The sequence below is a fragment of the Bradyrhizobium oligotrophicum genome, assembly GCF_051168495.1.
In the GTDB taxonomy this organism is placed as follows: domain Bacteria; phylum Pseudomonadota; class Alphaproteobacteria; order Rhizobiales; family Xanthobacteraceae; genus Bradyrhizobium; species Bradyrhizobium oligotrophicum_A.
Window position 1 is genome coordinate 114,947 of sequence record NZ_JBNPVB010000015.1, and the last position, 25,076, is coordinate 140,022.

General features: G+C 64.6%; 25 protein-coding genes. 5 read left to right on the forward strand and 20 right to left on the reverse strand.

The features are described from left to right. The gene (locus tag ACQR1B_RS25750) at positions 1 to 996 is read right to left on the reverse strand and encodes a glycoside hydrolase family 113 (RefSeq protein ID WP_434834824.1); all 996 of its coding nucleotides are present in this window, start codon (positions 994 to 996) and stop codon (positions 1 to 3) included. Positions 997 to 1,449: 453 nt separating this feature from the next. Here ACQR1B_RS25750 and ACQR1B_RS25755 point away from each other — a divergent pair, with 453 nt between their 5' ends. From ACQR1B_RS25755 to ACQR1B_RS25765, 3 genes are read left to right on the forward strand one after another with little or no spacing between them, the layout of a single operon-like run. Next, positions 1,450 to 4,173 carry a PAS domain S-box protein gene (locus ACQR1B_RS25755; protein WP_434834823.1) on the forward strand — a complete coding sequence of 908 codons (2,724 nt, stop codon included), beginning with the start codon at positions 1,450 to 1,452 and terminating at the stop codon, positions 4,171 to 4,173. Next, on the forward strand, positions 4,170 to 4,613 hold the full coding sequence (locus ACQR1B_RS25760) for a response regulator (RefSeq protein WP_434834822.1): 444 nt from the start codon (positions 4,170 to 4,172) through the stop codon (positions 4,611 to 4,613). The genes ACQR1B_RS25755 and ACQR1B_RS25760 overlap by 4 nt, the downstream gene beginning before the upstream one ends. Beyond that, positions 4,610 to 5,758 (forward strand): ATP-binding protein, encoded by a 1,149-nt coding sequence (locus ACQR1B_RS25765; protein WP_434834821.1) that lies wholly within the window; start codon positions 4,610 to 4,612, stop codon positions 5,756 to 5,758. The genes ACQR1B_RS25760 and ACQR1B_RS25765 overlap by 4 nt, the downstream gene beginning before the upstream one ends. A 286-nt stretch (positions 5,759 to 6,044) precedes the next feature. On the opposite strand, the gene ACQR1B_RS25770 is transcribed toward ACQR1B_RS25765, so the two are convergent. Continuing rightward, a complete protein-coding gene (locus ACQR1B_RS25770) occupies positions 6,045 to 6,827 on the reverse strand; it encodes an SDR family oxidoreductase (protein WP_434834820.1) in 783 nt (260 codons plus the stop codon). Continuing rightward, the gene (locus tag ACQR1B_RS25775; RefSeq protein ID WP_434834819.1) at positions 6,824 to 7,150 is read right to left on the reverse strand and encodes a nuclear transport factor 2 family protein; all 327 of its coding nucleotides are present in this window, start codon (positions 7,148 to 7,150) and stop codon (positions 6,824 to 6,826) included. Before ACQR1B_RS25775 ends, ACQR1B_RS25770 begins: the two co-directional genes overlap by 4 nt. A 188-nt stretch (positions 7,151 to 7,338) precedes the next feature. Between ACQR1B_RS25775 and ACQR1B_RS25780 the strand changes: the two genes are divergently transcribed. Beyond that, entirely contained in the window at positions 7,339 to 8,280 is a 942-nt protein-coding gene (locus tag ACQR1B_RS25780) for a LysR substrate-binding domain-containing protein (RefSeq protein ID WP_434834818.1), read from the forward strand. A 186-nt stretch (positions 8,281 to 8,466) separates the two neighbouring features. On the opposite strand, the gene ACQR1B_RS25785 is transcribed toward ACQR1B_RS25780, so the two are convergent. From ACQR1B_RS25785 to ACQR1B_RS25805, 5 genes are all read right to left on the reverse strand, one after another. Next, complete coding sequence (locus tag ACQR1B_RS25785; RefSeq protein ID WP_434834817.1) at positions 8,467 to 8,664, reverse strand: hypothetical protein; 198 nt, start codon at positions 8,662 to 8,664, stop codon at positions 8,467 to 8,469. A 61-nt stretch (positions 8,665 to 8,725) separates the two neighbouring features. Continuing rightward, positions 8,726 to 9,256, reverse strand: coding sequence for a hypothetical protein (locus ACQR1B_RS25790; RefSeq protein WP_434834816.1), 531 nt, complete (start codon positions 9,254 to 9,256; stop codon positions 8,726 to 8,728). Then, positions 9,246 to 10,121 (reverse strand): FAD:protein FMN transferase, encoded by an 876-nt coding sequence (locus ACQR1B_RS25795; protein ID WP_434834815.1) that lies wholly within the window; start codon positions 10,119 to 10,121, stop codon positions 9,246 to 9,248. The genes ACQR1B_RS25790 and ACQR1B_RS25795 overlap by 11 nt, the downstream gene beginning before the upstream one ends. Beyond that, positions 10,102 to 10,560 (reverse strand): FMN-binding protein, encoded by a 459-nt coding sequence (locus tag ACQR1B_RS25800; RefSeq protein ID WP_434834814.1) that lies wholly within the window; start codon positions 10,558 to 10,560, stop codon positions 10,102 to 10,104. The genes ACQR1B_RS25795 and ACQR1B_RS25800 overlap by 20 nt, the downstream gene beginning before the upstream one ends. A 415-nt stretch (positions 10,561 to 10,975) precedes the next feature. Then, entirely contained in the window at positions 10,976 to 12,970 is a 1,995-nt protein-coding gene (locus tag ACQR1B_RS25805) for a multicopper oxidase domain-containing protein (protein ID WP_434834931.1), read from the reverse strand. 584 nt (positions 12,971 to 13,554) lie between these two features. On the opposite strand from ACQR1B_RS25805, the gene ACQR1B_RS25810 reads away from it, so the two are divergent. Next, positions 13,555 to 13,857, forward strand: coding sequence for a hypothetical protein (locus ACQR1B_RS25810; RefSeq protein WP_434834813.1), 303 nt, complete (start codon positions 13,555 to 13,557; stop codon positions 13,855 to 13,857). 90 nt (positions 13,858 to 13,947) lie between these two features. Here the strand turns inward: ACQR1B_RS25810 and ACQR1B_RS25815 are convergent, their stop codons facing one another. From ACQR1B_RS25815 to gspD, 12 genes are all read right to left on the reverse strand, one after another. Next, a complete protein-coding gene (locus ACQR1B_RS25815; RefSeq protein WP_434834812.1) occupies positions 13,948 to 14,631 on the reverse strand; it encodes a hypothetical protein in 684 nt (227 codons plus the stop codon). Further along, on the reverse strand, positions 14,628 to 15,179 hold the full coding sequence (gene gspM / locus ACQR1B_RS25820) for a type II secretion system protein GspM (protein ID WP_434834811.1): 552 nt from the start codon (positions 15,177 to 15,179) through the stop codon (positions 14,628 to 14,630). Before gspM ends, ACQR1B_RS25815 begins: the two co-directional genes overlap by 4 nt. Continuing rightward, a complete protein-coding gene (locus tag ACQR1B_RS25825; protein WP_434834810.1) occupies positions 15,176 to 16,264 on the reverse strand; it encodes a PilN domain-containing protein in 1,089 nt (362 codons plus the stop codon). The genes gspM and ACQR1B_RS25825 overlap by 4 nt, the downstream gene beginning before the upstream one ends. Next, the gene (locus ACQR1B_RS25830; RefSeq protein ID WP_434834809.1) at positions 16,264 to 17,199 is read right to left on the reverse strand and encodes a general secretion pathway protein GspK; all 936 of its coding nucleotides are present in this window, start codon (positions 17,197 to 17,199) and stop codon (positions 16,264 to 16,266) included. Before ACQR1B_RS25830 ends, ACQR1B_RS25825 begins: the two co-directional genes overlap by 1 nt. A 2-nt stretch (positions 17,200 to 17,201) precedes the next feature. After that, positions 17,202 to 17,900: a PulJ/GspJ family protein gene (locus ACQR1B_RS25835; RefSeq protein WP_434834808.1), complete on the reverse strand. Its 699-nt coding sequence runs from the start codon at positions 17,898 to 17,900 to the stop codon at positions 17,202 to 17,204. After that, positions 17,900 to 18,289: a PulJ/GspJ family protein gene (locus ACQR1B_RS25840; RefSeq protein ID WP_434834807.1), complete on the reverse strand. Its 390-nt coding sequence runs from the start codon at positions 18,287 to 18,289 to the stop codon at positions 17,900 to 17,902. The genes ACQR1B_RS25835 and ACQR1B_RS25840 overlap by 1 nt, the downstream gene beginning before the upstream one ends. Continuing rightward, positions 18,267 to 18,740, reverse strand: coding sequence for a type II secretion system protein (locus tag ACQR1B_RS25845; RefSeq protein WP_434834806.1), 474 nt, complete (start codon positions 18,738 to 18,740; stop codon positions 18,267 to 18,269). The genes ACQR1B_RS25840 and ACQR1B_RS25845 overlap by 23 nt, the downstream gene beginning before the upstream one ends. Positions 18,741 to 18,742: 2 nt before the next feature. After that, complete coding sequence (gene gspG / locus ACQR1B_RS25850) at positions 18,743 to 19,219, reverse strand: type II secretion system major pseudopilin GspG (protein ID WP_434834805.1); 477 nt, start codon at positions 19,217 to 19,219, stop codon at positions 18,743 to 18,745. Between the two features lie 11 nt (positions 19,220 to 19,230). After that, the gene (locus ACQR1B_RS25855) at positions 19,231 to 20,445 is read right to left on the reverse strand and encodes a type II secretion system F family protein (RefSeq protein WP_434834804.1); all 1,215 of its coding nucleotides are present in this window, start codon (positions 20,443 to 20,445) and stop codon (positions 19,231 to 19,233) included. Between the two features lie 4 nt (positions 20,446 to 20,449). Next, complete coding sequence (locus ACQR1B_RS25860) at positions 20,450 to 22,078, reverse strand: GspE/PulE family protein (RefSeq protein WP_434834803.1); 1,629 nt, start codon at positions 22,076 to 22,078, stop codon at positions 20,450 to 20,452. A 121-nt stretch (positions 22,079 to 22,199) separates the two neighbouring features. Then, positions 22,200 to 22,559 carry a tetratricopeptide repeat protein gene (locus ACQR1B_RS25865; RefSeq protein ID WP_434834802.1) on the reverse strand — a complete coding sequence of 120 codons (360 nt, stop codon included), beginning with the start codon at positions 22,557 to 22,559 and terminating at the stop codon, positions 22,200 to 22,202. A gap of 164 nt (positions 22,560 to 22,723) precedes the next feature. Then, positions 22,724 to 25,072: a type II secretion system secretin GspD gene (gene gspD, locus ACQR1B_RS25870; protein WP_434834801.1), complete on the reverse strand. Its 2,349-nt coding sequence runs from the start codon at positions 25,070 to 25,072 to the stop codon at positions 22,724 to 22,726. Positions 25,073 to 25,076 lie beyond the last annotated feature (4 nt).

Sequence of the window (25,076 nt, forward strand, 5' to 3'; positions counted from 1 at the left end):
TCAGGGGGAGCGGCACACGCCGGTCCATGCGCAGGACAGCACGGCCTCCGCCGGCTTGCCCTGCACGGTGAAGTCGGTATCGGCGACACCGCCCGCGGCCGGGTCGGTAAACCAGCGCCAGACCAGCACGCCCTCGACGGACGGGCGCTTCAGCACCGCGAGCCAGTCCGCGATCACATCGGCCTGGAGCTGCAAATCCACGGGCGCGGCCCGCTCTTCGGCGCTTTCCCAGGGCTTGGCGGCCGCGCCCTTGGCCGAGCGCAACCCGATCTCGGCCACCAATACGGGCTTGCTCCAACGGGCCGACAGCGCATCGAGGCGCCGGGCCACGGCGTCCATCGCAACGATGCGGCCGGCACGGTCGTCGTCGGAACCGAGCGGCGGATATAACGATACGCCGATGACATCGAGCAGCGGCCAGAACGTGATCGCCTCGGCTTCGTCCGCATTGTGCGCGACGTAGAGCAGCGTCCGCGGAAACGCCGACCTCACCGCCGCGATCACGTCGCTCCACTCGGGGCGCTGCGTCGTCCTGGCGAGTTCAGTGCCGACGGCGAGGATATCGGCGCCCTCTTCCGCCGATATGCGAGCGATGCGCTCGAGCTCCGCACCATAGCGGGCAAACCAGGTCTTCCATGCCGGCTCCGAGGCCGGCTCGACGGCTCCTGCCCAGCTTTCCGGGACCCAGACATGTGGCTTGACGATCACCGTCAGGTCGAGCCGACGGACCTGCCGGATCGCAGAGCGCAGCGCTTCGTCGGACATGTCATTTCCCGCGACGATGTCCGGTGCCGACTTGCCCGACTGCCAGAGAAACGGAATCACGGCGACCGAAGTCGCGCCAAGCCGCTTCGTCATCAACAGCGCGCGTTCCGCCGCGGCACTGCCGAACGGATGGTCGGGCGTCACCACGATGTTGAAGCCATCCAGGCGCCGGCCAAAGGCCGGACTCAGGACTCCGCCTGCGAGCACCATCCACAAAAGCGATTGAAACATGGCTCGGATCAATAGAACTCGCATCGAAGTCGACCGGTTAAGTCTCTATGAACCTGAAGTCACGTCGGTGCGCCGTGCCGACCACGATCGTCTTGGAGCCGTCTTACGCAACCTTGTCGTCGACACATGGCGGCCGATGACGACTCATTCGTCCGATCCCGTGATAGCCCGGATATGCGACCGATCTTACGTTTCTCGAGGAGTGGTCGCAGTCGAATAACACCCCGCAAAACTCCGGATGTTCGTGCAGCCGCGACCGTTTGCGCAACGCAATTTGTGATTGCCTGTTTATATTCCCGATTTGATAGCTTAAGATACAACCGTTAGGTAGTATTACGCAAATCTGATAAACCAGAACTTCAGGCGCAGTAACCAATCGTTTGGTGTCTTCATCGGCACCTCCCCGAGGAGCAGCGTATTCGTTTCCATTGCTAGATATTGGTCGACATCGACATGAATGTACAATTTCAGATGCGTTCGGTCGACGTGCTACATGTCGACGACGACGCCGACGCCCGCGAGACCATCGGGACGGCGATTGCATACGATCCCATCTTCAATGTACGTAGCTGTGCATCCGGAGAAGAGGCGCTTGCCGCGACCGCAAAGTGGTCGCCCGACCTCATCCTGCTCGACCTCAACATGCCCGGGATGGACGGCCCGACGACGCTGATGCGCTTGCGGGAACGGTCGCAAACCGCGGGCGTCCCTGTCATCTTCGTGACTGCCGCCACGAACACGAGGGAGCTCGACCAGCTTCGCCGCCTCGGCATCGCGGGGATCATCGCGAAGCCCTTCGATCCGACATCGCTCTGCTCCCAGATCAACGGACTTCTCTGCAAGAGTCATCGCGAGCTCGAAAAGGAACGAAGCGAGCTCCAGGAAAAGCTGGCCGTAGCCAACGCGATCATCGACTCGTCGGAGGATGCCGTCGTTGCGAAGGACCTCTCGGGCACGATCCTGTCGTGGAACGCGGCGGCCGAACGCCTCTTTCAGTTTCGGCCGAGCGAGATCATCGGCCGAAGCATCCACGTGCACATACCGCCCGAACAACTGACTCATGACGACTATATCCTCGACCAGGTCAGGCAGGGCCGGACCATCGACAACCTGGAAACGAAGCGTCTGCGCAAGGACGGCACCGCGATCGACGTGTCGCTCCGGGCAACTCCGATTCGGCGGCCGAACGGCACGATCATCGGGGCTTCGATCGTCGAGCGCGACATCAGCAGACAAAAACACATCGAAGCCGTTTTTCGGAAGACCAACTCGTCTCTCGAGCAGGAGGTCGCAGCCAGGACCTCGGAATTGCAGACGATCATCAATGCGATCCCCAGCATGATCGCCTATTGGGACCGGGACCTGAGATGCAGGTTTGCAAACTCGGCCTATCTGGAATGGTTCGGCTGGGCGCCGGAGAAGCTCGTCGGCTGCCATATCAGGACGCTCCTGGGCGAGACGCTGTTCGCCAAGAACCACCCCTACATGCGGGCGGCGCTGTCAGGCATTCGGCAAAACTTCGAACGCACGCTGGTCAAGGCGGATGGAAGCATCGGCTACACCTGGGCCAACTACCTGCCGCATCGCAACGAAAGCGGAGAGGTAATCGGCTTCTTCGTCCTCGTCACCGACGTCACAGAGATGCGCGAAGCGCAGCGCCGGATCAAGGAAAGCGAAGACCGGTACCGCATTCTGGCCGACAATAGCTCCGACCTGATCATCCAGCTCGATCGCGATCTTCTCCTCCGTTACGTCTCGCCGGCGTGCCGGGACATCTTGGGGGTCGACGAAAGCGAACTCCTCGGCAAACAGCCGTACGGCCCGATCCATCCCGAACACGTGGAGCAGTTGCAGGCAGCGCTCAATTCGCTCCTCGCCGGCGAGGTCGAGCAAAGTTCGATTTCCATCCGTGCCCACGACCGCGGCGGCCGCTGGATCTGGCTTGAGGCCGTGATGAGACCGCTCCGGGATCTGGAGTCGGGAAAGATTGACGGAATCGTCGGCGCACTCAGAGATGTATCCGCGCGCAAGGCTGCAGAGGAGCGGTTCCGCCTCGTGGTCGAATCCACCCCGACCGCCATGGTCATGATCGATAGATCCGGGCTTATCTCGCTCGTGAACCGCCAGACCGAACGGCTGTTCGGCTACGATCGAGACGAGCTGCTCCGACAGCGGATCGAACTGATGATGCCGTCGGGCGAGCGACATGGGCACCAGGCCCACATCGATCGCTATTTCGCCAGCCCCGCTCCCCTGGACTCATCGCAGCGCGCGATGGGGCCTGGACGCGACCTTTATGGCCGGCGCAAGGATGGTAGCGAATTTCCCGTCGAAATCGGGCTTACGCCGATCAACACGGATGAGGGCGTGATGGTGCTCGGCGCGGTCGTCGATATCACGCTCCGGAAGCAGGCCGAGGAAGAGCGCCGCCAGTTCAACGAGAGGCTGGAACAACAGGTCGCGCAACGCACCGCGGAGCTCGAGATCGCGAACAAGGAGCTCGACGACTTTGCATATGCGGCGTCCCACGACCTGAAGGCCCCCCTCCGGGTCATCGACAACGCGTCGAAATGGCTCGAGGAGGATCTCGCACCTCACCTCACCGGAGAAAACCGGATGAACATGCAGCTCTTGCGCGGCCGGGTCAGGCGGCTCGAGAAACTGCTGGACGATCTGCTGCAATTTTCGCGCGTTGGCCGCGATACTGCAGGGACCGAAGTCATTTCCGGTGCAGAACTCATGGACAACGTGCTTGTCCTGGTGATGCCGCCGGCCAGCTTCGACGTGATCGTGGGCGCCGGGTTCGGTTCGATCCAGGTCTTCCGCATGCCCCTGCAGCAGATCATGATGAACCTGATCAGTAATGCCATCAAGCACCATGACAAGGCAGCTGGGCGCATCGAGATCACCGTGGAGGATCGCGGATCGCATCACGCCTTCGCCGTGAAGGATGACGGCCCCGGAATCCCTCCCCAATTTCACGATCGCGTTTTCAAGATGTTTCAGACCCTGAAGCCGCGCGACCAGGTCGAAGGCAGCGGCATGGGTCTCGCAATCGTACGCAAGCAGATCGAGCTGTCGGGAGGATCAATCTCCATCGAATCTGCCGAGGGCCGTGGGACGACATTCCGTTTCACCTTGCGAACTCCCAACTCAGCGAAGGAACGAGAACGATGATTGCCAGCGCCACTGAAAGGGCGCGCGAACTGACGATCCTGGTGGTCGACGATGACGACGGGGATGCCAGGTCCGTCCAGCGCGCATTCAAATCCGCCAGGATCATCAATCCGCTGCAGAGAGCATGCGACGGCGCCGACGCGCTCGACATCTTGCGCGGCACGAACGGGAGGACCAGGCTGAAATCACCCTACCTTCTGCTCGTGGACATCAACATGCCGCGCATGAACGGTATCGAGCTGGTCAGAGAACTGAGGCTGGACAGCAACCTGAACCGAAGCGTCGTGTTCATCCTGACCACATCGAGCCGCGATGAGGATATGGTCGCCTCCTATGATCTCAATGTCGCGGGATACATTCTCAAGGAACGGGTCGGAGAAGACTTTCAAAGGCTCGTCGACCTGATGCAAGTCTACTGGCGGATCGTGGAGCTGCCATGAATCGGTTAGACGACATCAAGAGCGCCCTTGCGATCCTGATCACGGACGATGATGACGGAGACCGCAAGCAGGTTCTGCGCGCCCTGAGGCGTGCAGGAATATCCTGTGAATGCGTCGAGACCGATAGTATCGATAGCGCGCTGGCGGTATGCAAGGAGAAACGCTTCGACGTCGCCGTCGTCGACTACAGGTTGCCGGGACGCGATGGGCTCGACGGCATAGAGGCGATGCACCGGACAATTCCGACAATGTTCATCGTCATGGCGACCAGCCAGGGCGACGCCACCGTCGCCACCGAGGCAATGAAGCGGGGAGCCTCGGACTATATCGCAAAAGAACACATCAATGAGCGATCCATCGGTCGCATCCTTCGCTATGCACGCAAGAAGGCCGCGATGCAGCTCGCCCTCGATCAGCAGCGAGAAGAGCTGGAGCGGTTCGCCGACGTGCTCGTCCATGATCTGAAGTCGCCGATCTCGTCGATTCGTGGATTTGCGTCGATCATCAGTCATGCCGTCAAGTCGGGCAAAGCCGACCCGGCCAAGATCGCCGACTACTGCGGACGTATGGTCCAACTCGGCGAGCGCATGGTCGCTTTGGTCGAGACACTCCACGAATACACCAAATCGGACGCACACGTCGTTTTCGAGCCGGTCAACCTGAATCTTGTGGTGGAGGACACCCTTTCCAATCTGGGCCAGATCATCAGCAACAGAGGGGCCAAGGTGACGCATGACGACCTCCCGGTCGTCTTCGGTCACGCGCCGCTCCTGACGCAGCTGCTGCAGAACCTGATCGGGAACGGGATCAAATATTGTGAGGCCGCAGCGCCGACATTGCACGTTTCCGCCACGCCGGAGAAGGCGGACTATTGGCGGATCAGCGTTCGCGACAACGGCATCGGCATCGCTCCGGAATTTCACCAGCAGATCTTCGAGCCGTTCAAGCGACTGCACGGGCGGGACGAGTTCGAGGGCACCGGCCTCGGTCTTGCGACCTGCCGGAAGATCGTCGACCGCCATAATGGGCGGATCTGGTGCGAGTCCAATCTCGACGGCGGCACCACGTTCAATTTTACACTCCCTGTCCCAACGCAAAGCCCGCAGGCACAGGGCGGAGGCAAGACACCGCAATTCGCGGCCTGACATTTTCCGTGCAGTCCGACGCGGCAGTTGACCGGCATGATCGCGCAGAACCGAGCTGATCGCATGACGGTTGACGTCAGCGAACCTTGCTCATGACGTTGACCAAATCGGTGTTGGCCGGCGTATCGGCAGGAACCAGCGTAGGCGCGGTCGCATTTGCGCGATCTGCTCGAAAACGGGTTCGAAGTGGCGGTCGTGAGGGACGCAATCGCCGAAGATCCCGGAAGGCGATGGTCAATGCTTGCGCGGGATATCGTCTCGGCAAGCTCTCTCCACCTTGATCGGACTAGGCCGTCGGCAGCGTGCCGCCGTCGATGACGTATTCGGCACCGGTGATGGCGCTGGCACGAGCCGATACGAGGAACGTGATCAGGTCCGCAACTTCATCAGGCCTGCTCGGACGTCCGAGCGGGATCCCACCCAGGCTCCTCATGATGATCTGCTGGCCGCCTTGGTAGTCGGTGCCAGCTTCGGCTGCGAGGCGCTGGGCCAGGCGGACGGCCGCCTCGGTTTCGACCCAGCCCGGCGAGACGCGCACAACCCGGACGCCCTTCGGCGCGACCTCTTTGGAAAGGCTCTTGCTGTAGGTCGATAACGCCGCCTTCGCCGCCGCATAGGCGGTGGTCGATTCCGGTAATGGGAGCTCGTGCTGAATGGAGGTGACGTGAATGACGACACCCGAGCCTTGCGCCACCATCAACGGCATCAGCGCACGATCGAGGCGCACGGCGGCCATCAGGTTGCCGTCGATTTCATTTGCCCAGATCGCATCATTGAGGACCTGGTGGCCGCCCGCGGGCGCCCTCGACCCGCCGACGACATGGACCAGGATGTCGATGCCACCAAGCCGCTGCTTGACGGCCTCGACAATCGCGGCGCAACCTTCCGCGGTCATCAGGTCTGCGGGTGCATAGTGAACGTTGTCCGCGACCACGTCCGGCACCGTCCGTGCAGTCGTCACCAGTTCGACGCCGGCCTGGACCAGCGAACGGACGACCGCCGCGCCGATGCCCTTGGTGCCGCCGGTGACGAGCGCACGACGCCCTTTCAGCTCGAGATCAAAGCTCACGGGATGATCTCCAGAGAAGTGATCTTGTCGCCATCGATCTGAAACAGATACCGGAGATCAACCGGGCTGCCAGGAAAGTTGCCGGTGACATGGCACGTGACGACGACGGCACCGTCGACGGTTTCGGACGCGACAGGCCGACTGGTGAAGTCGTACTTCGCCGAACTCTCGTCCATCCAGGCCGCGATTGCGGCGGTACCGGTATAGGTGTGCCCCTCGTCCTTCACGGTGGCATCCTGAACAAACAGATCAGCGATGCCGGCGCTGCTGCGCCCGTGCTTGGTGAAATAGGTGACGATCGGAAGCGGCAGGTCGAGTTGCATGACGTTGTCCCTTTCTCTTGTCGCGGCCTCGGCGCTTGCTTCGGAGGCGTCTGACCTCGTCGAGGCCTTCTGATGTCCGAAGCGAGAGAGCGGCAACCGGCTGTCGGTGCATGATGCCGATCTAGCCATGGGACAATTGTTTCGGTAAAGGGGTAGAAAAGGGACGACGAATTGCGAAAATCGGGACAATGACGCGGAACGCGCTTACGGATCTGGAAGCCGTCATAGCCATTGCGCGCAGGGGTTCCTTTCGCGCGGCCGCACTCGACCTCGGCCTGTCGACAACGGCGCTCAGCAACGCGATCGGCAAGCTCGAAGCGAGCCTGGGCATCCGCCTGTTCAATCGGACGACACGCAGCGTGTCGCTGACGGACACGGGGCAACTGTTCGTCGACCAGGTCGGCCCTGCGCTTCAGGACATCCAAGCGGCGATCGAGACGGCGCGATCCCGGCAGGCAACGCCATCTGGAACCCTCCGCATCAATGCCTTTGCAATGGCCGCACGTGAAATTCTCTCGCCCCTGGTTCTGGAGTTTCTACGCCGGTATCCGGACGTTCATATCGACCTGGTCACCGAGGGACGACTGGTCGACATCGTTGCCGAAGGCTTCGACCTGGGGGTGCGGGTGGCCGACCTCGTCCCCAGCGATATGATCGCCGTGTCTCTCGGGCGCTCGCAGCGCTACGCCGTCGTCGGGTCGCCGTCCTATTTCGCTGACCACGGCAAACCGCTGTCGCCGCCGGATCTGACCCAACACCGATGCATCCGCGCGCGGCTACCCAACGGCGCCCTGTTGCGCTGGCAGTTCGAGAAGAACGGACGGTCGATCCAGATCGACGTCAACGGGCCGATCACCCTCGATGAAGCCACGCTTGCGCGCATAGCTGTGCTGGAGGGGACCGGGATCGGCTTCTTCATGGAACAGGACGTCGTCGCCGACATCGAAGCAGGACGTCTCGTTCGGGTGCTCGAGGACTGGACACCGCCTTTCGCCGGCTTGTGTCTTTATTATCCCGGGCGCCGTAATCCCTCAGCGGCGATGAAAGCCTTCATCGCCATGGCTCGTGCTTGGGGCGGCAAAGCGAAGCCCGACCGCCGTCGTCTCTCAGGGCGTGGTGCAGGTCGGTAGAGCATAGCCGTCCAACTGGCGCAACGAGTGTTGAATTCAGATCGACTAACCGTTGGTTTGAGGAGACGCAAAAACGATACGTTCAGTCATGTTGGCGATCTAAGGTCTATTGACCAAGATCACACATTTCGAGCAATCCTGAACGCTACTCACTTGGTCTGGACCCGCGAGCACCGGCGCATGGCCTCACGCCTTCTTCTTGACGGCCAGCAGCGCACGATCGATCGGAAGTCGACGCAGCGCCACGCCCGTCGCGGGAGTAACGTCAGCGTGCATGGCCGTGCAGGCACGAATGGCTGGATCGAGCCCGCTGCGATATGCCGGAACAAACCCAATGGCTTTACGCAGCCGCTTGGCAATAAAGTGCCTCTCAACCCACGCCATGCATTGTGTTTAAAGGCGCGATGCCTCCCGATGGGCGGTGCCCGCAAAAAAGCGATCGAGGTCAGCTGACCTTGCTCATCAGAGGCACCAGTTCGGCGTCGGCCGGCGTCTCCGCGGGCACAAGAGTAGCGGCGACCGAATGCTGCGGCGGCAATGGCCGCGACACGAGTGCAACGCTGGAGCGGCCAACGACGATATGGGCCGTGAGCACGACGGGAACGCCGAGCCCGAAGGCGATGTGGACGGTGCTGATCCAGGGCCGCAGCGCTTCCGAGCCGACGTAGTATAGTGCGAACGCGGTTGCGATCAGCAGAACATACAGCGCAACGCTGAGCACTCCCGTCGCCCTGTTCTTGCGCGCGCGCCAGGCGCGCTGGACATGCATGGGACCAAGCGCGCCGAGCAGCAGCAGCGTGATCATCGCGGCGCCGCCATGCGTGCTCAGGAGGAGTGCGGCAGCCTGTTGCCAAGCCTCGCTGTCCATCTCGGAGCGCGTCTTCATCTGATCGGCATAGATCCAGAGAGCTCCGCTCGCGAACAAGAGCCCGAGAATTGCATAGAGGGCGAAGCGAAACGCGCCTTTAAGCCGCATGCTGCAGATCTCCTTGCCAATCGGGGGTCGTGAGAATTTCACCATTCGCTGCAACGAGCATCGCGCTCGCTCCGAACCGGGTGAGCTGCCCGGCAGCCGCTTCGCCCGTGATCATGACGATCTTGGTCAACGCATCTGCCACCATGCAGGTGGGCGCACAGACCGTTGCGCCGAGGACCTGCTTGGCCGGCCGCCCCGTTGCCGGATCCACCACCGCGGTGTTCGTCGTCTCAGTGGATCTGAAGAGATCGAAGCGGCGTGCCGACGACGCCATCGCCTGGTCGCGCAATTGCATTTGGCAGAGAACGCCGAGGGGCGAACGCGGGTCGCGAATATCGACGGTCCGCTCACGGGGACCAGACGTAGCGAGGTCGCCGCCTGCGTTCACCAGGGCCGCGGCGATCTCGCATCTCCGCAGCGCCTCGATCGCACAATCCACGGCGAAGCCCTTGGCGATACCGCCGAGATCTATCTTGTAACCAGCGCGATGGAAGCGGACGTGATGCTCGGCCAGCAGTTCGATCGCGCGGTCCTCCCTCCCGACAACACGGGACCGTTGCGGCTGGCAGGCCACGCCGATATCGAAGGCGCCCTGCGACAGGCGCACCATGTCGACTGCCGTCTGAAGCACCTTGTATGTCCAGGGGTGTACCGGCACCGCCCGGCTGAATGCCTCGCGGTTCAAGCGCGACACGTCGCTATCTGGATCATAGAAGCTCATCAGCCGATGCACCTCGGCGACTGCCGCGAACGCGGCCTCGACCGCCTGCTCCGCTCCGTGCGGGCGCGTATCATCGACGTGGATCTCGACGAACGTCCCGAGCAGGGGCCGCGCCCGCCGCAGGCTAGCGGAAGTGGCTGGCATGATAGGTCAACACCTTCTTCACGCCCTCGGTGACGTGGGTCGATGACAGAGTGGCACCGGAGATGTTGCGGATGTCGGCGTTGATGCGAACCTCGTTCTGGCTGCTCTTGCCGACGAATTGCCCGAGCCAGCTGGCATCATGCACCTCGCCGCCATAGGACTCGCGGTAGTTCAGGATCTCTACCTTGCGCACGCGCCCGTCCGGTCCGATCGCGACGGTGTAGTCGATCAGAAGATGTTTTCCGACGACGTGGTCGTAGTAGAAATAGCCGCCATTGCTCGCCTTCCAGACCCGGCCAGCCTGGACCTCGGTGAAACTCGCTCCGGGGAATGCAGCCTTCTGCGCCTCTTCGACGCTCATGTACTGCATGGCATAGACCGGAGAGGCGATCGACACGATGGCGGCAGCGGGTGCCATCCATTTCAGCCAGCCGCTCATCGCGCCCACCTTGAATCTGCTGTCATGTCACATCCTCCCTCGCAAGTCGGTGCCTGCGTCTTGCCGACGATCATGTCCTCGAGTGCCGCGACCGCAACGATGACACTGGCGTCATCCGCGGCCGGCCTCGTCCGTTGCGGCACTGGTCAGCAGCGTCCATCAAGGGAGTTTGCTGCAAACCGGACTGATTGTCAGTTCGGGCGAATTAGGTGGTCTGATTGCGGCGAATTGCCGCGTCGATGTTGGCGATTTGCCGGAGCGGCTGCGGAATAACGATGTTGTCGGTTGTGCTTTGATCGCACGGTCTCGTGCCGAGCCGACAGACAGCTCAAAGCACGTGTGCTGCCGTTGAACGACGTGTCGGCGCCACATTCGCGACGCCGACATCGTGAGCCGAGGTCAACGCCGACGCGCCTTACCAGGGCATCTGGTTCATCGCCTCCCATGGTGATCCGTTATTGGGCGACGGCACCACCTTGATCTTCGCCATCATGCCTCCGTCCTCATGTTCGAGGATGTGGCAATGATAGACGAACTCGCCGACCTGCGAGAACGGAATGTCCACGACCACCGGCTTCGAGGTGCATTGCCCGCTGCGCCATTGCTCGATGGTGCAGACGCCGTTCTGGGCGTCCATCACTTCAGGCACGTTCGGGGTCGCAACTCCGAGCGGGACGTTGTCCTGCAGCATGCCGCCGCCGATGGTCTTGTTGAACGACACCGCCAACGGGGTGTTCTCGCCCGCCTTGCTGTTGATCGTCCGGAACCGCGTCTGGTGGATGTGGAAATTGTGATTCTCCGTGGAGAGCTGCACCAGCTCCCAGGTCTCGTGGACCGGTCGCTGCCCTCCGGCCAGCGGCAGACAGACGATGTTCTGCGACGGATCGAACTGGCTCACGGGAAGCTGCGTGCCGGGCACCGGATTGCCGTTCTGGTCGACCTCCTCGTAGCCGAGACCGAAAGTGCCGTCATCGTGCAGATCAGCCAACCCGAAGAAGATTCGACGGCGGTGACCGGGCGGCAAGGGACGGCATCCGTTGCGCAGGGGCGCAGCGCTCGCATAGGGCACCTTGGCATCGAGGATGCCGGACGGCTGCATCGTCGCCAGCGCATCGCCCCTGATGTCCATGGCATAGGCGATGTGGTTGCGCGCGCCGTGCTGGTGGAAATGCACCTTGGCGAGATCGACCGCCGGCCATTGATCGCCGCTGCCCATCGTCAGCCCGGCCATCTTGAAGGTCGCCGAGGCGACGCGCCCGGGGCTTGCGATCGCCCCCGTGTTCGGATCGCGGTAGGTGACGAACACCTCCGTGCGCGAGCTCGGCATCATCACCATCTGCGTGACGCAGACCGGCTTGGAATGGAAACGCGAGGTCGGCAACGGCGGACATTGCACCACGCGGAAGCGGGCGCCACCGAGATGGACCATGGTGTCCATCGTCGTATCCTGCGGCAGGTTCACGCTGACGCCATCCACCGAGATCAGCTGCATGATCATCGGCTTCTGCGTGTCGTCGTCGGTCAGCTGAAGATTGTAGGACAGGCTGCCCGACGCGTTGGTGAGACGCCAGACCTCGCCATCGGCATCGGTTACCTTGATCTTCGGGAAGGTCCGGCCGTTGACCGTGAAGTACCATTTGCCGCCGCTGAAATTGGTGCCGCCATCGGCGGACGCATCGACTCCCGGGCACGAGCCCTCGCGCACCTCCGAGCTGTCCGCCGGAAACTGCGCGCAGAAGCCCGGATCCTGCTGGTTGATCACCTCGCCCGGCTGGACGTCGACCGGGCCGCTGTCGAACTGCACCGGCCCCCCGGGGGCGACCTGGAGATCCTTGAGGATCAGATGGCGCACGCTGGCGTCGGGAAACGGCGTATCCCTGGCGTCGCCATGCGCGTAGTCGGAGACTTCGCCGACCGAGATGATGCCCGCCAGCCCCTGGGAGACCTGGTTCAGCGAGATGCCGTGGATGTGCGGGTGAAACCAGAACTGGCCCGACGGATGATTGCGCGGGATGTTGATGCGGAACTCCGCGGAATCCATCTTGTTCGAACCGTGCTGATGGGTCGTCTGCGGCACCGGCATGCCGTTCGCGGAGTTGAAGATCTGCACGAAGACGTAGTCGCCGAAGGTCGGGTCATTGAGCGTCGGCGCGCGCGGCTCGACGATCAGCCCGTGCGTATGCAGGTTCGTCGGATTGCGAAACAGATTGGCCTGGCCGGGATCGGTATTGTGGTTGACCTTGGCCGGATCGAGCTGCGGCAGCTGGTTCACCAGCTTGATCTTCAGCGTGTCGCCCTTCTGGAGCGCGAGGCGGACGCCGCCATACTCCGCGACAGCGGCATGAGCCGGACAGCTGTTGCCCCAGGCGGGCCTGCGGCAGATCTCGTAGACCCAGCCGGTCGGGTTCATGGGCGAACCGCTGGGCGGAGTGTAGCTGATCGTGGAGATCGGCTTCGCCTTGGCGACCATCAGGAGATCGAGCACGCCGCGCGAACTCCTGAACACGGTGGGCTCCGCCAGGTCGTGGGCGCTTGCCATGGTCGCCGTCAACGTGAGACCTGCCATCAGCGCGGCTGCCGAGAGCGATCTTCTGATTGTTGGTCTGCGTAGATACCCGACTGACATCCCTGATCCCCATTCGGCTCGAGACAAAGATCGTTGCGGCGCGATGCAGGTTCATCGGATGCCGCTTGCGCGAGGCCTGACCCGTGGCCAGCAATGATGCCCTCGCGCCCTCCCTGTTCGTGGCTACGGATGGTGGGTGGCTCCTTTGTGACCGTTTCTTTCGCTTTGTGAGATACGCAAACCGCCCTTCAAGAATCGATCTAATCAGGCGAACAAACAACATGCTGTGCGCACGTCGCACACGCTGCGACATAAAAACGACAACCACCCTGCTTAGTTCGCTTCGAGCGGGCCTTGACGGGCGGGTCACGGCCGTACCCCAAAGAGCGTCCGTCAATCTGCTGATCACGGCCCAAGGAGACCTGAGAATGTTGCTTGCTGTAGCTCTCGCATGGGCGTGCAATGTGACCGGCGTGGCCTGTGGCGCGCCGACGGTCGACATCATTCAGAAGGCCTATGAGCAGGAGGCGCCCGCATCCGGCGTACGCCACGACAAGGGCCTCAAGATCGTCGAGGCGAGCTGCGACAAGGGCGACGGGAGCGGACGCTTCCTGTGCCAGGTCTCGTTCGTCTCCGACGACGATCCCGACAAGCGGCTCTATTTCGATATCGTCTCCGCGGCGCTCACCGACAAAGGCTGGGTCTTGACCAGCGGATTGTGCAAGCGCTGACGTCGCTCAAGGTGAGAGCCGTCCTGTGCGTCCCTTCACAGGACGAGCTTGCGCCCTGCTCACGACTGTCCGACCTCTCACACTTACCTTTCACAATGGCCGGCGTCCTGATCGCTGCCGCTGGTGCATCCGGAGCAGTCTCGATTCTGGCGACAGAAAAGGCGGGCCTGATTGCGCCAAGGGTGGCGCGGTCTGTGTCGAGGGCATCTCCGCAATCGTCGTGGCGACCGGGATGATCGACTGCCCCGGCGACTGCTGCGCGAAATAGAGCACGACGAGTTGCCCGCCCTTTTGCAGGGTGGCCGATCGCGCCTCGACGTGGCGCAGCGTCCAACCCTGGTAGTCGGCACCGGTTCGGACACGCAACGGCGTCGTGCTGCCGGACTCGAGAAAGATGGCAAGGCCGCGCTCGCCGTTGACCACGGTGCCGAGCAGCGAGAGCGCCGGCCGCTCCGGCGGGCTCGGCTCCACCACCTCCGGCGCCGCGGCCACGGTCGGCGGCGGCGCATCCACCGGCGGAGGGCGACGCGAGGGCGAGAAGATCGGACGGTCCCGGGTGGCCGAAAGCTGCTCGAGCGGAATGCCCCAGAGCGGGTTGCCTGTTCGCATCTGTGCGTTGGACGCGCGCGGCATGTCCTTCACCGGCGCCGCCGCCTGCTCATCGGCGGCAGGGATCGCGAGCTCGGGACCGGCAGCCTCGACACGCACGCAGGCGAACGCCGCGATGAGAACGCAGCAGCTCCCGGCCAAGCAGAGTTTCACAATCGCGTTCATTGCGGGCCCTGCCATTGTCCGGAGACCGTGATCGTGATGCGCAGCTTTCCCAACATGGCCACGGGCGCGCCGCCATCGACCATCAGTTCGTCGATGAACAGGCACGGCATGCCGGCCTCCAGCTCGTAGAGGATCGGCTGCAAGGCAGCCTGATCGGCCTCGAAGCTTGCACCGACGCTGATCAGGCGCTCCCTTGCGCGGGGGCCTTGAACATCGAGCTGCGACGACGACACGCTGCCGCCGTGACGGCTCACCACCTCGTTCAGACGCTGCAGCAGCGCCGCGCCGGCCACGGTGACGGTCGGGCCTTCGAGAAGGGCCGATCCGGCTATGGCGGCCCCGTCTTTGTCCTCGCGCCCAGCCGCCATGCTATGCGCATCGAGCAGACGAAGCGTATCGGTCAGCGCTGCCAATTCGGCGCGCTGGTCGAACAGGCTCTTGATCGGCAGCACCGCGGCGGTGCCCAGCACCAGCAGCAGGCCGGCATAGACCGCAGCGGCGATGCGCGGCGAGGACGGAGCGGCGGTGAACAGCGTTCCGATGCTCATGTGCCTGGCCCGAAATGAGGCTTGATGCTTGCTTCGATATGGAAACGTTGGCCGGCCTCGTCGGCCGAGCGTGTGGTCGGCGCGGAAAACGTCGCGCGGGTGAAGTGCGGCGACTGCTCGATCAGTCCGATCAGGGCCGGCGCGTCCTGACTGACCCCGGCAATCTGCAGCCTGTCCTTGTCGATCCGCAGCTCGGTCACATAGGTCTCGTCGGGAAGCATGCGGGACAGGGCTTCGAGCAGCATCACGTCGGCCGCCGTCTCCTGCTTGCGACGCAGCAGACTGTTCAGCGCGGCATTGTCACCGCCTTGCGTGCCCAGACGCAACGCTGCGCGCCGCTCGGCAATTTTTTGCGACAGCATGCGTTGCTGATCCTCGAACCGCGCGCCAACGAAGCTCGTCAAAGCGAGCGACAGGGTCGCCGCGACGGCCGCGATGATCAGAGCAGCCGTCAGCATGCGGCTGACGCGTACAATGTCGAGCGATCCGCGCAGCTGTTGTTCGATCAGACGCGTGGCCCTTGCGGTGAGAGGCTGGCCCGTGTCCATGTCCGGACCGGTCTCGGCCGCGGCGAACAGCACCACCGATGCGGCACGCCAGGACTCGGCCAGCCGAACCAGCGGGTCGATCCTCGATCTCGGCGCGGCGACGACAATCGTCCGGATGCGGTCACCGGGGATCTCGACCGGAGCCGTGCTGCCGAACACCGCCTCATGCGTGGTCCAGGGCGTCAGCCGATCGAGCTGCGACCGGATCATCGAGTCGAGAAACTCGACCGCGCGCTTGGGAAGATCGAGCGGACGCCACAGGAAGCGGTCGGGCAGCAAGGTGATTTCGATCCGGCTGCCGCGCAGGACGTCGCTCCAGTTCGACGGCAGCTCGACGGCGTCGCCCTGGCTCAGCCGAATCGTGACGTCCGGCGGCACGGACCGTCCGCCCGCGCTGATGATGAACACGTCGCGCTCGGTCTCCACCAGCTCCACCGGCCGCTTGAAACTGAGCCGGCCGATCGTATCGACGATGGCTTCGGCCGCCGACCCGATCCATGCGGAGAATTCGCGGCGCGCGCGCATCCGTATCGTCATCACAGCGCCCTTCCCTTGTCCCTGAGCATGGCGGGGCTGCTCACATCGTCGCGCCACGACAGGATGCGATAGGGCTCGTCGCCCTCGCCCAGCAGGATCACCGCCTCGGCCGCGGCCCGCCGGCCGGCCTCGAACTCGATCGTGATCCGCACCCGATACGCGTCGCCGGCATCCAGCGTCGCGCCAAACCGCGCCGGTCCGAGCGCCGAGATCAGCGACTTGCCCTCCCGGCGCAGCGCCGCGCGCTGCTCCAGGAAGTTCCTGAGCCGATCCTGGGTCATCCCGGGCAGCGCGGCGACGACCTCGGGTGATGCTTCGAGCGCGTCCACCTCGCTCCGTCCGCTGAAGACGGTCAGGAAAGGCATCGCCTGGTCGACGAGAGCCGGCGGGATGTTGAGCACCAGCTGAAGCTCCTCCGCGTTGGCGAAGGGTGCGCCACGCGGAACGTAGTCCACGCCCGCGCTCCGGTAGAGCTCGCGCTCGGCGTCCGGCGCGTTGTCGGCCGGCGCGGTGCGCCAGCCGATGATCCGCTGAGCATAGTCGCCCGCCCTCTCCGGCCGCGCGCCCAGCGCGACGAACAGATTGGAGAGCATGGGCCTGGAGGCGTGGTTGAGATCGATCCGCGCCGCCTCCGACCGGAACGCGACCGCCACCTGCGCATGATCGAGCCTGAACGAGAAAGCCCCCGCGGGCGCGCGCTGCGACCTGGGCGCAGCAGCGACTTTGTAGGCGGCAAGCTCCAGACCGGCGGACACCAGCGCGGCAGACCGCAGCCGGGCATCATCGAGCGACAGACGTTGCGCCGTGTTGACCAGGTAGATCGACAGGGCTCCCGCCAATCCGGCCAGCGCGATCAGGATCCACAATGCGGCGACGAGGACGAATCCGCCCTCGCGGTCCTCACGGTGATCCAGCGCTTCGATTGCAGCGCGCATGATCATGGCTCCGATCGCGACATGGCGCGCCCGACGGTGGCGCTCGGCGGGACCGCCGCGCTGTCGCACGTCCGATCCGCAGCGCTGCAGACGCTGTCGGCTGGAGCCGAGACATGGATGACTGCGATGCGCGAGATCGGTAGCGCGCTCGCATCGCTGGCGTTGCGGACCGTGACCCGGACCGCGGCCGGCAGCGTCTCGGAGGCGCGCCACGCCGGCACAAAGTTGCGGTCTGCGCCCGCATAGGCAAACGAGACACGGTACGGCGCCTGCAGCAGCACGACCGGATCGGCCAGCGGGCGGGCACTGCCGGGCGCGAACGCAGCGCGCTTTCGGGTCAGCACCGCGCCGTCGCCCTCCCCGGCCTCGGCGATGCGGACCACATCGAGCCCGCGGCCGCTCCGAACACCCAGCGCGACCCGGACGAAGCTGACCGAGGTCTCCGATCCGTCGAACAAAACCGATTTGGTCTCGCCATCGGGCCGGATGAATTCGGCGGCCGCAATGTCGGCGCTGATGCGGTCGAGCGCGACGCTCAAGGATTCGTTGCGCTGGATGCGAAGCAGGCCGCGATTCCAGTTCGGCATCCATTGCGCGGTGATGGCCGCAAGCGCCGAGATCAAGAGACCCATCAGCGCCAAGGCGACCAGCGCCTCGACCAGCGTGAAACCGGCCTGCTGATCTCTGCATCGCGCCGCCATCACTCGGTCCGCCTTCGGAACAGTCGGACGGTCTCCAGCTCCATCGTGGCGCCTGATGGCGAGCGCACCTGGAGCACGACCTTCTGCGGCGTCCAGGCAGATGCGCCGGGCTCGGTGGCAAGCGGCTGAGCCTGCGCCCGCCAGGCATGGCCCATCGTCTCTCCGGACTGCATCTGCGCCGCCGTCAAGCGCGACGGGAAGGCCAGCCAGAGCGCATTGTGCGCGGCCTGCACCAGCGCCACATGCTGCTCCAGCTTGCGGCTGCCGCGCGACGACGACCCCATCAGCGCCGCGATCGCGACCAGCGACACCGCCACAATCGCGAGCGCCACCAGCGTCTCGATCAAGGTGAAGCCCGCGGCTGCGTTATGGTCTGGTGAGGCCGGCATTCGACGCCACTTCGATCTTTCCCGTCAACCAATTGACCCGGATTTGATAGCCGGCATCGAGATGCGCGAGCGTGATGACGCCGCCGCATGACAGGCCGGAGCCGAAAAAGCTGATGCTGTCGAGCGCCGGCCGATCGTCGCAATTGCGCGGCAGCACCGTCTCGAACCGCACGTCGTCCGGGAAACGGACCACCTGCCCGCTCGTCCCCGAGCGGATCGTCCGTGCCTGCGCATCGATCCGCGTGTCGACCGCGAGCCCGCGCCGGATCGCGGCATTCCGGTCAGCCTTGAGCAGCGCGGCTGCTTGGAGCGCATAGGCTTCCAGTCGCGGCCGCGAGGTTTGCTTCGACATGACCGGCAACAACACGGCCGCCATCAGCGCGACGATCGCCAGCACGCAGACAACTTCGATCAGCGTGAACCCTGCCATGCCGCCGTCCGGATCATCCATCGCTAACGGGCCCCCACCGTGACGGATGACGAGATGTCGGCCGCGAGCTCCGTGCCGCCCTCCTGGCCATCGGATCCGTAGGAGACGATCTCGTAAGGCACGTGCTGTCCGGGAGACCGGTAGACATAGGCATGGCTCCACGGATCGTTCGGAACGTTGCCTCCCTTCAGATAGGGTCCGGCCCAGCCGGCAATGGTCGATGCCGGCCGCACCAGCGCCGCCAGACCCTCGGACGTGGTCGGATAGCGGCCGGTGTCGAGATAGAACAGATCGAGCGCGCTCGAAAAACTCTGGATCTGAATGCGCGCCGTCTTCACGCGCGACTCGTTCAATGACGACAGCACGCGCGGCCCGATCAGACCCATGATCATCCCGATGATGGCGATGACGACCAGCATCTCGACCAACGTGAAGCCGCTTTGATCCCTGCATCGGCTGCGCAGCCGATGCGTGGTATCGCTGATCCCCGATTGCCTCATGCGGTGGCCCTCTATCCGACGAGTTGCGTGACTGACAGCAGCGCGCTCATCACCGAGACGATGAGGCCGCCGACGACAGCACTGATGAGAATGATGGCGGCAGGCCCGACGATGCCGACGATGCGATCGAGGCTGCGCTGCAGCTTCGCCTCGTAGAACTCGGCGATGCGGCCTGCGAGGACCGGCAACTGGCCAGTCTCCTCGCCGATCCTGATCATCCGCGTCGCCATCGAGGGCAGAACGTCGACCGCGGCCAGCGCGTCCGACAGCTTGCCGCCGTGACGCACGCGATCGGCCGCGGCGGTCCATGCAGCGGCGCTGCCGGTTACCACCATGATGTCGAGGAGGATGCGCAGGCTCGCCGTCAAGGTCAGTCCGCTGCCGAGCAGGATCGCGAGATTGCGGCAGAACAGGCTGGTGCGGTACGACCGGAACACCGTCGAAAGGCCCGGCAGCCGCGACAGCCAGGCGATCAGCGCGACGCGTACGCTCGCCCGGCTGAGCAGGACGACAGCTGTCATCATCAGCGCGCTTGCCGACGACGCCAGCGCGAGAGCGTTGCCGCGCATGAAATCCGAGATGTCCAGGAAGGTCGTGATCGCGGCGTCGCGGTTGGCGCCGAAATCGCGCAGCACGGCCGAGAATTGCGGCAGCACGACCACGAAGAAGAACAGCATCACGAGGCAGGAGGCGATCAGCACGAACAGCGGATACTGCATCGCGTCGCTCAGCTTGCGGCGCATCGCTTCCGCGCGCGCACGCTCGGCGCCGAGCAGTTCGAGCACATGGTCGAGCGTCCCCGAGGCCTCGCCGACCCGAACCAGCGCGAGATACATCGCGGGAAACTGCTGCGCGTGATGCGCCAGCGCCTCGGCCAAACTTTCGCCGGCCAGCACGCTCGATCGCACCCGGCCGACGACCGGACGCAGCCGCCCGATATCGGCGTCGCCCGCCAGCAGCTCGAGCGACTCCTCAAGCCGCGCGCCCGCCTTCAGCAGCAGGGCCAGATCGCGCGTGAACGTCGTGACCTCGGCAGGCGCAGGTCCACCGAACCAGGCGAGCGTATCCCGCGCGACCGAGGCGGCCGGAGTCTCCTCGACGGTTTCGATCGGCATCAGCCGCAGATATTCGATCCGGTCGATGACATCCTTGGCCGTCGCGGCCGAGATCGTGCCGTGCACGACGTCACCGGTCTCGGTCAATGCGCGATAGCGGAAGGTGCTCACCGGTTCACCGTAACGTCGTGACGCGCAGGATTTCGGCGACCGACGTCGCTCCGGCCCGGCATTTCGCGAGACCATCGTCGAGCATCGTAGTCATGCCGCCGCGAATGGCGGCGCGATCGATCACGCCCGCATCGGTCTTGCCGTGAACCAGCGACCGGATATCGGAATCGAGCTCGAGAACCTCGAAGATGCCGAGCCGGCCGCGATAGCCGGCGCCGCCGCAACGCTCGCAGCCCGCGGGCTCGTACACGCTGTCGCCGACCTCGAATCCGACCGCATGAAAGCGCGGATCAGCCTGGAGATCGCCGGCGTCCAGCAGGCGCTTCGACTTGCAGTGACCGCACAGCCTGCGCACCAGACGTTGTGCGATCACGGCGCGCAAGGTCGACCGCAGCAGGAAATCCTCGACCCCGAGGTCGAGCAGCCGCGGCACGGCGGCCGCCGCGTTCTCGGTGTGCAAGGTCGTCAGCACCAGATGGCCGGTGAGCGCCGCGTGAACGGCGACATGGGCGGTCTCGCCATCGCGCACCTCGCCGACCATGATGACGTCGGGGTCTTGCCGCACGAACGATCGCAGCGCGGAGGCGAAGGTCAGGCCGATGGCCGGCTTGACCTGCGACTGGTTGATACCCGGAATCTCGTACTCGACCGGATCCTCGATGGTGAGGATCTTCCGGCTGGGCTCGTTGAGGATCGACAGCGCCGTCGCGAGCGTCGTGGTCTTGCCGCTTCCGGTCGGGCCGCAGATCACGATCATGCCGTGCGGCAGCGCGAGCAGCCGGCGCAGCGAACGATCGTCATGAGCCGCGAAGCCGAGCTTCTCGATCGACAGCAATCCGCGATCCCTCGGCAGCAGCCGGATCACGGCGGATTCACCGTGCTGCGTAGGCATCACGGCGACACGGACGTCCAGCTCGAAGCGGCCGATGTGAAGCCGCGCCGCGCCGTCCTGCGGCAGGCGGCGCTCCGCGATGTTGAGCCCGGCGACGATCTTTATCCGCGAGATCACGGCCTGCGGCAGCACCCCGCCCGGCGCAGGCATCGGCTTCAACAGACCATCGACCCGCATCCGGATCGACAAGCCGCTCCGCATCGCCTCGACATGGATGTCGCTTGCGCGCAGTTCGACCGCCTGCTCGAACAGATCATTGACGGCACGCACCACCGGCGCGCCGGTGGCGAGGTCGCGCAGGCTGTCGATGTCGTCCTCGCGCAGCTGCGGCTGCACGGGGTCGGGTCGCGTCGCGGCCTCGTCGTCGCCTGCCAGGCGGTTGAGCGCCGTGACGATGTCCTCAGCCGAGGCCACGACCAGCGCGACCGCGCCACCGAACACCAGCTCGGCCGCACGTACCGCCGCCGTGTCCCGCGGATCGGCAACCGCCAGGCACCGTTCGTGCCCGGGAGTTTGGAACGGGAACACGACTGTCTCGCGCAGGAAGCGGCGGGAGAAATGCTCGGCCAGCGGCTTGGCTGCGAGCAGATCGGCGAGCGCGATCCGTTGCAATCCGAGCTGATGCGCGACGGCGTCGGTGAATTCGGGAGAAGCCGGATCCAGCACCTCGGCGGCGCGCTCGGCCGTGCGGCTCGTGCCCGAAAGTCCATCGACCGCGTGATGAGAAAACGTCGAGACCATGGCGCGTTCCGTGGATCGTGGCCGATCACCTCATGCCGAGGCTGAGATGGAGAGCCGTAGTCTGAGACCGTACGTTCTCGAATTCAAAGATGACGCTTATGAGATGCAAGACTTAGAACAACTACAAACCCGGCACGGCGGCTGCCATATGGTGTCCGCCAAGATGGGCGCGCTGCCACTCGAGTGAAAGCTGCTGCCCTTCGACGATCTGCTCGTGCGACATTTTTGAAGCGACTGCACTTCGTATCCGTGAATACGGCTCGCGCAGGCGCGGCGGAGCCGCAGCCGCGGCGAGGTTCAGCCATTTGTAGGCCAGCACGAGATCCTGCTCGACGCCGTGGCCCTTGTCGTAGCTGAGCCCAAGCAGATGCTGTGCCGCCGGCTCGCCGCGCTCGGCGGCTTCGATGTAGAGCTCGGCCGCGGCATCGTAAGACTGCGGGACGCCGAAGCCATTGTCGTACATGTAGCCGAGCGCGGTCATGGCGCGCGGATGTCCCCGATGCGCCAGGGGCGCCAACAAGACAGCGGCCCGGACATAATCGCCTCGCGCAAACGCTGCCCAGCCATCGCCGCGAGGCCGGGCCTCGGCGGCGCCACAGCCGAGCGCCAAGGCGACAAAACCGGCCGACAGGAGCGCGCGCCACCTCATCGCGTGCTCCGCGAGGTCTGGAGCGCGCTCGTCGACACCGGCCGGATCGTGCCGCGCAGTTTCGAGCGGAGCTCTTCGGCCACGTAGTGGGCATCGGTGCCGTCGCGGATGATTTGCGGACGAATGAAGATGATCAGCTCGGTGCGGCCCCGGGTCCGATCGGTGTTGCTGAACAGCTCGCCCAGACCTGGGATCTGGTCGATGCCCGGCACGCCGCTCCGGCTGCCCTGGCGGGTCTCGCTGATCAGGCCGGCGAGCAGCACCGTCTGGCCGCTTGCCACCGCAACCGAGCTCTTGACCTTGCGCTGCGCCACGGTGGGCGTCAGGCTGTTGGCGGTCTGCGGCGAGACGTTGCTGATCTCCTGCTCGATCTCCAGCCGCACATTGCCGTTCTCGTTGACCCGCGGCGCGACGCGCAGGATGATTCCGGTGTTGCGGTAATCGATCGTGTTCACCACCGTGTTGTTGGTCGTCAGCACGGTGGCGCTTCCGGTCGAGACCGGCACCTGATCACCCACCTGCAACGTCGCCGCCTGATTGTCGATCACCACGAGCGATGGGTTCGACAGCACCTTGACGTCGGTCACCGTATGCAACGCGCTCAGGATCGCGCTCGGCTGCGATTCCGAGCCGATCAGGAAATTGAACCCCGGGAATGCGCGATTGAGAAACGCGTTGGTGATCGTTCCAGCGGCTGAGGCGACAGTGGCCGGGGCCGACGTCGAGGTGGTGTTCAGCAGCGAGCCCTGGTCGGGCCGCAGGCCGAGATTCTTGCTGGTGAGAAAGGCCTGCACGCCGTAGTTCAGATTGTCGTTGAGCGTGACCTCGGCGATGGTCGCGTCGATCGCGACCTGCAGCTGCGGCCGATCGCATTGCCGCAAGGTGGCTTCGATGATGCGGTAGTTCTCGCGGTCGGCGTAGATCAGCAGCGTGTTGTTGACGATATCAGGCGTGATCCGCACGCCGTCCATCAGCGGCTTGCCGCCCGAGGCAGACGTGCGCGACTCCGCGACCGCATCAGCCGGCACAGGCGGCGGCGTCCCGCCGAAGCCGCGCGTGGCCACCAGTCCGTTGCCGCCCTGCTGCTGCGCCGAGAAGCCCGATTGCGCCGTGGTGCCCGCGGCCGACAGCCGCTCGCTGCTCGAGCTCGACGTCGATCCCGAGCCCGGCGCGATGTCGGTCGACGACGCATCGGCAGCGCTGCCGGCGCTCCCGATGAACATGTCGTTCAGCACGCGCGCCATCTGCCGCGCTTCGCCGTACTTCACGCGATAGACGTGCACGCTGTTGCGAAGCGTATTGCCGGCATCCAGCCGCTTGATCCACGTCTCCGCGGTCTTCAGCAAGGCCGGCTTGCGACTGATCACCATGATCGCGTTCATCCGGCTGACGGTCTGGAACTTGACCATGTTCTGGCCGAGCCCGCTGTCGCCGGTGTCCATGATCTTCTCCAGCTCGGCGACGATCGGCTCCGGATTGCCGTTGGCGATCGGAAAGATGCCGACCGACTGGCCGCGCATCCAATCTGCATCGAAGCTGAGCGCAGCCTCGGCCGCGGTGCGGCGCTCGGCGCCCGTCCCCTGGATGAGCAGCACGTTGCGGCCGGGATCGGCGCGCACCATGCCCGGCTTGAGCGCGAAGCTGTCGAGCAGCTTCAAGAGGGTTGGCGCCGACACATATTGCAGCGGCAGCGCCGTGATGCCGTAGCCGGCCTCGGTCGAGGCGCCGGCCGCGTCGACGGTGCCTGCGCCCATCGCCTCGCCGAGCGGAATCAGCCGGTAGCCCGCGCCGTCGCGGACCAGCGCCGTTCCGGACAGACGGAGCGCATTTTCCAGCACGTAGGCCATATCGGTCTTCGCGACCGGGCGCACAGAAGACAGGCTGACGGTCCCTTGGATGCGCGGGTCGATCGAATAGCCCGCGCCAAGGATGTCGCCCAGCACCACCTTCGCCACCGTGGCGATCGGCGTATTCTCGAAGTTCAACTCGAACCCGTTGCCGACCGCTTGCGAATGCGCCGCGACCTGCTCGACCGGGATGGCGCCCGCGGCCGGCGCTTCCGCGCGCGCACCCCGGACGTCGTCGTTGCCGCCATAGATCTCGGCGCGTGCACGCCGGGCGGCCGGTGACTGCTCTGGCATGACCTGCCGGGGATAGCGCGGTGAGAGATCGAGCCGTCCCACCTTGTCCATGACGTCGTCCCGGCTGTCCGTGCCGAGGGTTGCGGGATTGCAGCCGGCCAAGGCCAGCGACAAGCCCAACGACATGACGACCGGCATCACGAGCATGCGGACCCGCAGCCCATCGCGCCCAAACTCAACGATATTCCACACGCGCCCGCCCACCCGA

What these genes read in the sequence shown, in the direction of transcription:
- ACQR1B_RS25750 (WP_434834824.1), bottom strand. Translation starts at nt 996, where the DNA reads ATGTTTCAATCGCTTTTGTGGATGGTGCTCGCAGGCGGAGTCCTGAGT.
- ACQR1B_RS25755 (WP_434834823.1), top strand. Translation starts at nt 1,450, where the DNA reads ATGAATGTACAATTTCAGATGCGTTCGGTCGACGTGCTACATGTCGAC.
- ACQR1B_RS25760 (WP_434834822.1), top strand. Translation starts at nt 4,170, where the DNA reads ATGATTGCCAGCGCCACTGAAAGGGCGCGCGAACTGACGATCCTGGTG.
- ACQR1B_RS25765 (WP_434834821.1), top strand. Translation starts at nt 4,610, where the DNA reads ATGAATCGGTTAGACGACATCAAGAGCGCCCTTGCGATCCTGATCACG.
- ACQR1B_RS25775 (WP_434834819.1), bottom strand. Translation starts at nt 7,150, where the DNA reads ATGCAACTCGACCTGCCGCTTCCGATCGTCACCTATTTCACCAAGCAC.
- ACQR1B_RS25780 (WP_434834818.1), top strand. Translation starts at nt 7,339, where the DNA reads ATGACGCGGAACGCGCTTACGGATCTGGAAGCCGTCATAGCCATTGCG.
- ACQR1B_RS25785 (WP_434834817.1), bottom strand. Translation starts at nt 8,664, where the DNA reads ATGGCGTGGGTTGAGAGGCACTTTATTGCCAAGCGGCTGCGTAAAGCC.
- ACQR1B_RS25790 (WP_434834816.1), bottom strand. Translation starts at nt 9,256, where the DNA reads ATGCGGCTTAAAGGCGCGTTTCGCTTCGCCCTCTATGCAATTCTCGGG.
- ACQR1B_RS25795 (WP_434834815.1), bottom strand. Translation starts at nt 10,121, where the DNA reads ATGCCAGCCACTTCCGCTAGCCTGCGGCGGGCGCGGCCCCTGCTCGGG.
- ACQR1B_RS25800 (WP_434834814.1), bottom strand. Translation starts at nt 10,560, where the DNA reads ATGAGCGGCTGGCTGAAATGGATGGCACCCGCTGCCGCCATCGTGTCG.
- ACQR1B_RS25805 (WP_434834931.1), bottom strand. Translation starts at nt 12,970, where the DNA reads ATGAACCCGACCGGCTGGGTCTACGAGATCTGCCGCAGGCCCGCCTGG.
- ACQR1B_RS25810 (WP_434834813.1), top strand. Translation starts at nt 13,555, where the DNA reads ATGTTGCTTGCTGTAGCTCTCGCATGGGCGTGCAATGTGACCGGCGTG.
- ACQR1B_RS25815 (WP_434834812.1), bottom strand. Translation starts at nt 14,631, where the DNA reads ATGAACGCGATTGTGAAACTCTGCTTGGCCGGGAGCTGCTGCGTTCTC.
- gspM (WP_434834811.1), bottom strand. Translation starts at nt 15,179, where the DNA reads ATGAGCATCGGAACGCTGTTCACCGCCGCTCCGTCCTCGCCGCGCATC.
- ACQR1B_RS25825 (WP_434834810.1), bottom strand. Translation starts at nt 16,264, where the DNA reads ATGACGATACGGATGCGCGCGCGCCGCGAATTCTCCGCATGGATCGGG.
- ACQR1B_RS25830 (WP_434834809.1), bottom strand. Translation starts at nt 17,199, where the DNA reads ATGCGCGCTGCAATCGAAGCGCTGGATCACCGTGAGGACCGCGAGGGC.
- ACQR1B_RS25835 (WP_434834808.1), bottom strand. Translation starts at nt 17,900, where the DNA reads ATGGCGGCGCGATGCAGAGATCAGCAGGCCGGTTTCACGCTGGTCGAG.
- ACQR1B_RS25840 (WP_434834807.1), bottom strand. Translation starts at nt 18,289, where the DNA reads ATGCCGGCCTCACCAGACCATAACGCAGCCGCGGGCTTCACCTTGATC.
- ACQR1B_RS25845 (WP_434834806.1), bottom strand. Translation starts at nt 18,740, where the DNA reads ATGGATGATCCGGACGGCGGCATGGCAGGGTTCACGCTGATCGAAGTT.
- gspG (WP_434834805.1), bottom strand. Translation starts at nt 19,219, where the DNA reads ATGAGGCAATCGGGGATCAGCGATACCACGCATCGGCTGCGCAGCCGA.
- ACQR1B_RS25860 (WP_434834803.1), bottom strand. Translation starts at nt 22,078, where the DNA reads ATGGTCTCGACGTTTTCTCATCACGCGGTCGATGGACTTTCGGGCACG.
- ACQR1B_RS25865 (WP_434834802.1), bottom strand. Translation starts at nt 22,559, where the DNA reads ATGACCGCGCTCGGCTACATGTACGACAATGGCTTCGGCGTCCCGCAG.